This window comes from Alkalihalobacillus pseudalcaliphilus (assembly GCF_028610675.1).
Taxonomy (GTDB): Bacteria; Bacillota; Bacilli; order Bacillales; family Bacillaceae_D; genus Alkalihalobacillus; species Alkalihalobacillus pseudalcaliphilus.
In genome coordinates this window covers 102,437-108,807 of the sequence record NZ_JAQQWS010000005.1, presented here as the reverse complement: position 1 = coordinate 108,807, position 6,371 = coordinate 102,437, and the positions used below count along the sequence as shown (strand labels likewise).

The following is a 6,371-nucleotide window of genomic DNA, read 5'->3' as shown; positions in this document are numbered from 1 at the left end:
TGACCTCCGGCTCTTCACAAACCTTAAAGAATTGTTAAAATGATGAAAGATGACTTTCATTTTTGTTAGTGGTGGAGTGGTTTTGGCTCCACTATGCGGGTTTTATAAGAAAGTTCAATGGGTGATGCACGGAATCTCGTCAAGTTCACTTCCAGTGTTACAGATTACGATTAATCATTAAGCTCAAGAGCTCATTGTGACATCATGCCCATTCGAGTATCTGACACGTTCAGACGTTTTCGTATAGTTACTCAAAGATCTGAGGTCAGATGCCAAGCTTCATAGTTTGTTGCTTTTCCACCTAAATTAGTTAGAACCTGATTAAATTCTAAAAGTCCGTCACGAATGTTCATCAACCGTTCTCACCCTTCCCTCCAAATCAAAATCAATTCGTTAAGTTTGGTAAAATGAATAATAAAAAAGATGTCACAAAAATACCAACTAAACCAAAACTCAAAAGCCAATGTTTCGTAGATTTCGTACGAGTAAAGCAAGCAAATAAAATAAGTGCAATAGAGACAATTGGTAGCAGCAATAAAACAATACCCATTATCGACACCTTCTCAAAAAGATTTTAATAAATCAGGTTATATGCCTCTCGAAATCCACACAATCTCTTCCATGATCGTCTTTAAACTGAGATTTCTCTTTAAACCCACAACTTTCAAATAATTTTTTCGAGCTAATATTATAACTATAGACTTTGCTCACTTTAAGTTTCTTCCAGCCTTTATGACGTGCATATTCTTGTAAAAGTTGAATAACCATTTTACCATAACCCTTACCTTGAAATTGCTTTTCCCCTATGATAATAGGGATCATTTCATCAGCAAGAGTGACATCTCCAATTGGAATCCAACTATTATTTTCTTCTTCATAGACTTCAATCATATAAACCTCACCTATTGTTAGTAAGTATTTATACATCCTTTCTACGGTTTCTATCGAATACGGTTTCGTTCCGCTCCCTTCAGAGAACTTTAAAATTTCAGCATCCTGATACCACTTTTCAGCAAATACAATGTCTTGATTTAATCTTATAGGTCTTAAACGTAAATGACCGGTTCTTAATTCCATTCCAAATTCCTCCTATTCTTTCTCATTATAATTAACCTAATTTTCAGAAACAATAAACCTATAAAAATGATTAATTTAAGATGAATTACTTTAAATCTAATGAAAATTTGATAAAATGAGCATGAATAAAAATGAGGTGATACCATGCAAATTAGACTTCTCAAACATGAAGAGTCTCCTCCATATCCTTTATTATTATTAGCTGATCCTTCTGAAGAAATCGTTCAAAATTATCTGCAAAGAGGTACATGTTATATTGGATATAATCAAAAAGAAAAAGTGATGGGCGTTTATGTTTTATTGCCAACCCGACCCCATACGATTGAAATCGTTAATCTCGCTGTTGATAAAAGTATTCAGGGAAAAGGCTACGGTAAACAACTTCTTATCCATGCTATTCAGATAGCGAAACAGCAAGACTATCGAACTGTTGAGATTGGAACAGCTAATTCTAGTCTTTCACAACTGGCTCTTTATCAGAAAGTCGGCTTTAGAATAACAAGTATCGACACTAATTTCTTTTTAAAGCATTATAAACAACCCATCTATGAAAACGGCATTCAAGCCGTCGATATGCTTCGTTTAACAAAAGACCTAGCAGGGAAAACTTAAGTATCATTGAAAAGAATGTCTGTCCATTCCACCCAAGAGGATATGATAAAATGTAACTACCTTTGTTCATAATTTCATAAATGAATGATAGAATTAGCTACTCAAGTGACTAAGTATTAAAAGTATTTAACGAAAAGGATGATTAGATGAGTCAATTAACCGCCTATGTTGGCACTTATACTAATGGAGACAGTAAAGGAATTTATCGTTTTTCTTTTGACCCTACAAGTGGAGTGATTGATACACCCGAACTCGTAGCAGAATTAGAGGGACCAACTTATTTAACCATTAGCCAAGATAATCAATACCTATATGCTGTTGCAAAAAGTGATGAAGGAGGCGGTATAGCCGCTTATCAAATTACAGACAATGAAGAACTCGAATTCATTAATAGCGTTATTTCTGATGGTCCAAGTCCATGTCACGTCAGTTTGGATAACGATTCAAGCACTCTTTTTTCAGCTAATTACCACCGAGGACAAGCCGATGTTTATCCGATTTCTAATTACGGACACTTAGAAAATCCATCAAGTACAGTTACACATACAGGATCTGGACCTAATCAAGAAAGACAGGAAAAAGCCCATGCCCATTACGCTGGATTAACACCAGATGGAAAATTTGTTGTCGTTTGTGACCTTGGCACAGATAAGGTAGCCATTTATCGTTTAGACGGGCAAGGATTGATTCCATTCCAGGAGATCTTTGTAAAGCCAGGGAGTGGGCCAAGACATATCGCCTTCCATCCCAACGGTAAGTACGCGTATGTGAATGCCGAATTAAGTTCTGAAATCATTGTTTTTGAGTATAAACATGGGGAGTTAAAAGAAATTCAAACGGTAGGAACATTACCAGAAGATTTCTTAGGCGATAACACTAGTGGTGCTCTTCACCTTTCTAATGATGGCAAATTTATTTATGTCTCAAACCGTGGACATGATAGCGTCTATGTTTATGAAATTGATGAATCAACAGGTATGATTACTTTTCGTTCTTCCGTAACAAGTGGTGGTGAGCATCCTCGCGATTTCATTTTTGACCCGAGTGGTAAATACATGTTTGTAGCCAACAAAGATTCGAGTAACATTGTGATGTATATAAAGGACGATAATACGGGACGATTAACAAAAACCGAAAAAGAAATATCGATTCCAAACCCTGTGTGTATTAAATTCTTACATTATCGCTAAGTCGTTTAATTGGGTGAGACGAGTATCGATCAAAAAAGAAACATGCCTTAAGACCAACTAGGGCATGTTTCTTTTCATCTTTTAGTCCATTAAGTCAACAACATTTTTCGTATTCGGGTCAACACTATACCAACCCCATGTCGTTTGGTGACCTTCATTTGTATTAGCATCTGTAATGACAATTTCAAACACTTGGAATACCCATTGACGAGCATCGTTTTCATGGTCAAACTGCACTTGGTAGCTTGAATTATCGCCTACACCTGCAAATTCTGCTACAAGCTCTGCCGCCTCTTCTTTATTAAAAGAACCATCTGATGTATCCGAATCTGAGTTAGCTCCTCCACCTGCTGTATCTTGACTAGAATTTCCTGAATTTGTATTATCTGTATTTCCTTCCGCTTCCTCTGCTGGCTCTTCAACCTCTACTTCTTCCTCTACTTCTTCCTCGGCTGCTTCTTCAGCAGCTTCATTTTCACGAATTTCGATCGCCTCTTCTATGCGACCTTTCCACTCTTCTAATTGCACAAGCAAGTCTGCTAAGCTACCATGTGGCTCTTCTGGAATCTCATACGCTTCAATTTTTTCCATAGCCTCTTCGTAGTTTTCTTCTTCATACAGCCCAGAAACTTCTGCAAGCAACTCTTCCAATTCAAGATATGTTTGTTCTAACTTCTCTAGTTCCTCCATTTTCGATGATGCTTGCTCTTTCAATAGACTTGTTTCTTCAGATTCTGATTGACTTTCTTGTATTGCTGTCACATAAGTTCTAGCATCGACTAATTTACCTTCATCTAAAGCGTGTAAAAACCAAATCATACTCTCAACGTCATTAATAATGACAAGGTCTTCTTCCTCACCATTTTCATCATATGCCGCCTCTAATGCTTCTTTAGCATCTTCATATCTTTCTTCTTTAATTGCTTCTAGAGCTTCATCCTTATGTTCTTGGTATACATCTGATGAGCAAGCAACTAGAAACAAAGCTACAACCGTAAACATTATGTATATTTTCTTCACTTTCAAATACCCCCTTACTCCTATTATAAAAGTTGTATCTACGGACTGACAACCTAAAAATATTAATTATTAAAAACTAAGTCCGTATGACTCATGACTATTTCGATCATCTTTTGACAACCATACCTACGCCTAAATCCTTAGCAACAAAAAAAGCCTAGTAGTTTACTAGACTTTTTTATATCGACTTTTAACGCGCCTAGTAGGACTCGAACCTACAACGCAAGAACCGGAATCTTGAATGATATCCCTTTCACCATAGGCGCACGAATTAAAACGACAATATTTAATTTAATATAAAATGAAAATAATGTCAAGGTATTCATACAAGAGTAAAAATATACAAAAGGAAGAGATGACCTTTACGGGATTTCCTTTATTTGAAAGTTAGTGCGAACATGGAGCATTGCTCATCGCTACTTAAAATTATGCTCCGCGTCCTGCGGGGTGGCGCTGAACTAACTGGCACAGTCAGTTGATCTCAGCCCGCCACTACGTCCCGCGGGAGTCTTCGCATATTTCCGTCCGCTGGGTGTTTGCTCATTCTCAAGTACAAATTGCATTCATAAAAAAATAACAACAAAAACAAAGTCAATGAAGAGTCACCAAGCAAAGAAGAAAATCAAAATCACACAAAATTATTGTTGTGGTCCTTCTTCAAGCATTTGATTAAAGCGTTCGTTGACATCATCTTCCGTATAGCCTGCTTTCGCTAATCTTGCTGAAAGGTTTTTTGCCCACAACTCTAAGCGCTGTGCCATTTTTGCATACTTCTTGGCTTCGCTTCCTTTTTTATCATTTGCTCGACCGTTGGCATTTGACATAATATTTTCAACGATATAAAGTGCTTTCCATACATTCTCTTCATCAAATGATTCATGGGATTTCCCTAATTCGTCTACTACTTTTTTATAAAAGTCATTAAATTCTTTATATGAAATCTCCTCATCCATATTCAGATATACTTGAATTTGTTCATATAATGTTTGCATTCATTGGACACTCCTTTAATAATCTCAGCTTATTATATCATTTATCTACTATAAGTAAAATCACTGCCACTAAAGCACATGAAAAAAGGTTACCATTATCTTCGTAGCCCGATGGCCGCTCATAAAAAAACACATGTCATAGACATAAACTATGACATGTGATTTTTATTATGTTTAATTCACAACTTCATCTAATGCTTGTTCTAGCTTTTGTACTACTTGAATTGGTTCATGTCCTTCAATTTCATGTCTTTCAACCATCATTTGAATTTCACCATCTTTTAATAATGCAAATGAAGGAGAAGAAGGTGCATAACCTTTAAAGTATTCACGAGCCTTAGCTGTTGCTTCCTTATCCTGCCCTGCAAACACAGTTACATATCGATCTGGTTGGATTTCGTAATTCCTCATATATGCTGCTGCCGGACGTGCAATACCACCAGCACAGCCACAAACTGAATTAACCATTACAAGTGTTGTACCTGATTCTTTTAAAATACCCTCTACTTCTTCTGCGGTCTTTAACTCTTGGTAACCAGCTGTTACCATTTCTTGTCTTGCCACTTGTACCACATCATTCATAAAGAAATTAAATTCCAAGATAACTCCTCCTCATAAAACGCTTAATAACTTTATTGACATTGTACATGGAAATTCAGATAAAACCAACTAATTTACTTATACCCATACTATTTTTGTATGAAAGTGATGCTAATGATTATGTGCGGAGTTCTACTTGCCGCTACCGAAAATCATGCTGCGCTTAGGCCTTCCCCTCCAAAAAACTATACTGTGATTGATTAGTGGTCATTTAATTCAAGGCTTGTTCTAAGACTTGAATATTTTGTTGCATTAATGAGAAATAGTCTTCTTTATTATTAATATCTTCTTGTGTCAATACTTCTAAGTTGTGCAAAGTTAAAGCATCCGTGTTCGTTTCCACTTGAACTACTTCTGATATTTTAGATGGAATGTTTTGTTCAAACATAATATAGTTAATATCATTTTCTTCAACTAATTGAATAATGTCTTGTATTTGTTTATGTGAAGGCTCATTAGTTCCTGTTAAACCAGTAATACCAACTTGATGGAGTCCATAACGTTGTTCCCAATAGCCATAACCAGCATGCGAGACAATAAATGTATTTTTCTCAGCTTCTTTAGCCATCTTTTCGAACTCTTGATGTAAGGTATTCAATTCTTCTTTTAACTGTTCGAAATTACTTTCAAATAGATCTGCTTGCTCAGGTTTTACATCAACAAAAGCATTTTTGATGTTTTCTGCCAGTTCAATTGATAATAATGGATCCAACCAAACATGAGGATCTTCATCACCATGGTGATGGTGTTCATGTCCACCCTCTTCATGCTCGTGATGCTCATGTTCGTCTTCTTCATGCCCCTCATGCTCGTGATGCTCATGTTCGTCTTCTTCATGCCCCTCATGCTCGTGATGCTCATGTTCGTCTTCTTCATGCCC

At 36.4% G+C, this 6,371-nt stretch carries 8 protein-coding genes and 1 tRNA gene; 2 read left to right on the top strand and 7 right to left on the bottom strand.

Annotated features, from left to right (window positions below; translation table 11 throughout):
* Window positions 1-385: 385 nt before the first annotated feature.
* Window positions 386-550 carry a hypothetical protein gene (locus PQ479_RS12370; RefSeq protein ID WP_273717016.1) on the bottom strand — a complete coding sequence of 55 codons (165 nt, stop codon included), beginning with the start codon at window positions 548-550 and terminating at the stop codon, window positions 386-388.
* Between the two features lie 32 nt (window positions 551-582).
* Window positions 583-1,077 (bottom strand): GNAT family N-acetyltransferase, encoded by a 495-nt coding sequence (locus PQ479_RS12365; RefSeq protein WP_047987680.1) that lies wholly within the window; start codon window positions 1,075-1,077, stop codon window positions 583-585.
* A gap of 144 nt (window positions 1,078-1,221) precedes the next feature.
* Between PQ479_RS12365 and PQ479_RS12360 the strand changes: the two genes are divergently transcribed.
* On the top strand, window positions 1,222-1,689 hold the full coding sequence (locus PQ479_RS12360) for a GNAT family N-acetyltransferase (protein WP_047987679.1): 468 nt from the start codon (window positions 1,222-1,224) through the stop codon (window positions 1,687-1,689).
* A 146-nt stretch (window positions 1,690-1,835) separates the two neighbouring features.
* Window positions 1,836-2,879, top strand: coding sequence for a lactonase family protein (locus tag PQ479_RS12355; protein WP_047987678.1), 1,044 nt, complete (start codon window positions 1,836-1,838; stop codon window positions 2,877-2,879).
* A gap of 81 nt (window positions 2,880-2,960) precedes the next feature.
* Here the strand turns inward: PQ479_RS12355 and PQ479_RS12350 are convergent, their stop codons facing one another.
* The 5 genes from PQ479_RS12350 to PQ479_RS12330 form a co-directional block, all read right to left on the bottom strand.
* Window positions 2,961-3,899, bottom strand: coding sequence for a hypothetical protein (locus PQ479_RS12350; protein ID WP_273717015.1), 939 nt, complete (start codon window positions 3,897-3,899; stop codon window positions 2,961-2,963).
* A 194-nt stretch (window positions 3,900-4,093) separates the two neighbouring features.
* A tRNA-Arg gene (locus PQ479_RS12345) sits at window positions 4,094-4,165 on the bottom strand.
* 372 nt (window positions 4,166-4,537) lie between these two features.
* Window positions 4,538-4,891, bottom strand: coding sequence for a hypothetical protein (locus PQ479_RS12340; protein ID WP_047987676.1), 354 nt, complete (start codon window positions 4,889-4,891; stop codon window positions 4,538-4,540).
* Between the two features lie 174 nt (window positions 4,892-5,065).
* Window positions 5,066-5,491, bottom strand: a complete 426-nt coding sequence (locus tag PQ479_RS12335; protein WP_047987675.1) for a BrxA/BrxB family bacilliredoxin — start codon at window positions 5,489-5,491, stop codon at window positions 5,066-5,068.
* 211 nt (window positions 5,492-5,702) lie between these two features.
* A partial coding sequence (locus PQ479_RS12330; protein ID WP_273717014.1) for a metal ABC transporter solute-binding protein, Zn/Mn family occupies window positions 5,703-6,371 on the bottom strand: 669 nt, incomplete at its 5' end.

What these genes read in the sequence shown, in the direction of transcription:
- PQ479_RS12370 (WP_273717016.1), bottom strand. Translation starts at nt 550, where the DNA reads ATGGGTATTGTTTTATTGCTGCTACCAATTGTCTCTATTGCACTTATT.
- PQ479_RS12365 (WP_047987680.1), bottom strand. Translation starts at nt 1,077, where the DNA reads ATGGAATTAAGAACCGGTCATTTACGTTTAAGACCTATAAGATTAAAT.
- PQ479_RS12360 (WP_047987679.1), top strand. Translation starts at nt 1,222, where the DNA reads ATGCAAATTAGACTTCTCAAACATGAAGAGTCTCCTCCATATCCTTTA.
- PQ479_RS12355 (WP_047987678.1), top strand. Translation starts at nt 1,836, where the DNA reads ATGAGTCAATTAACCGCCTATGTTGGCACTTATACTAATGGAGACAGT.
- PQ479_RS12340 (WP_047987676.1), bottom strand. Translation starts at nt 4,891, where the DNA reads ATGCAAACATTATATGAACAAATTCAAGTATATCTGAATATGGATGAG.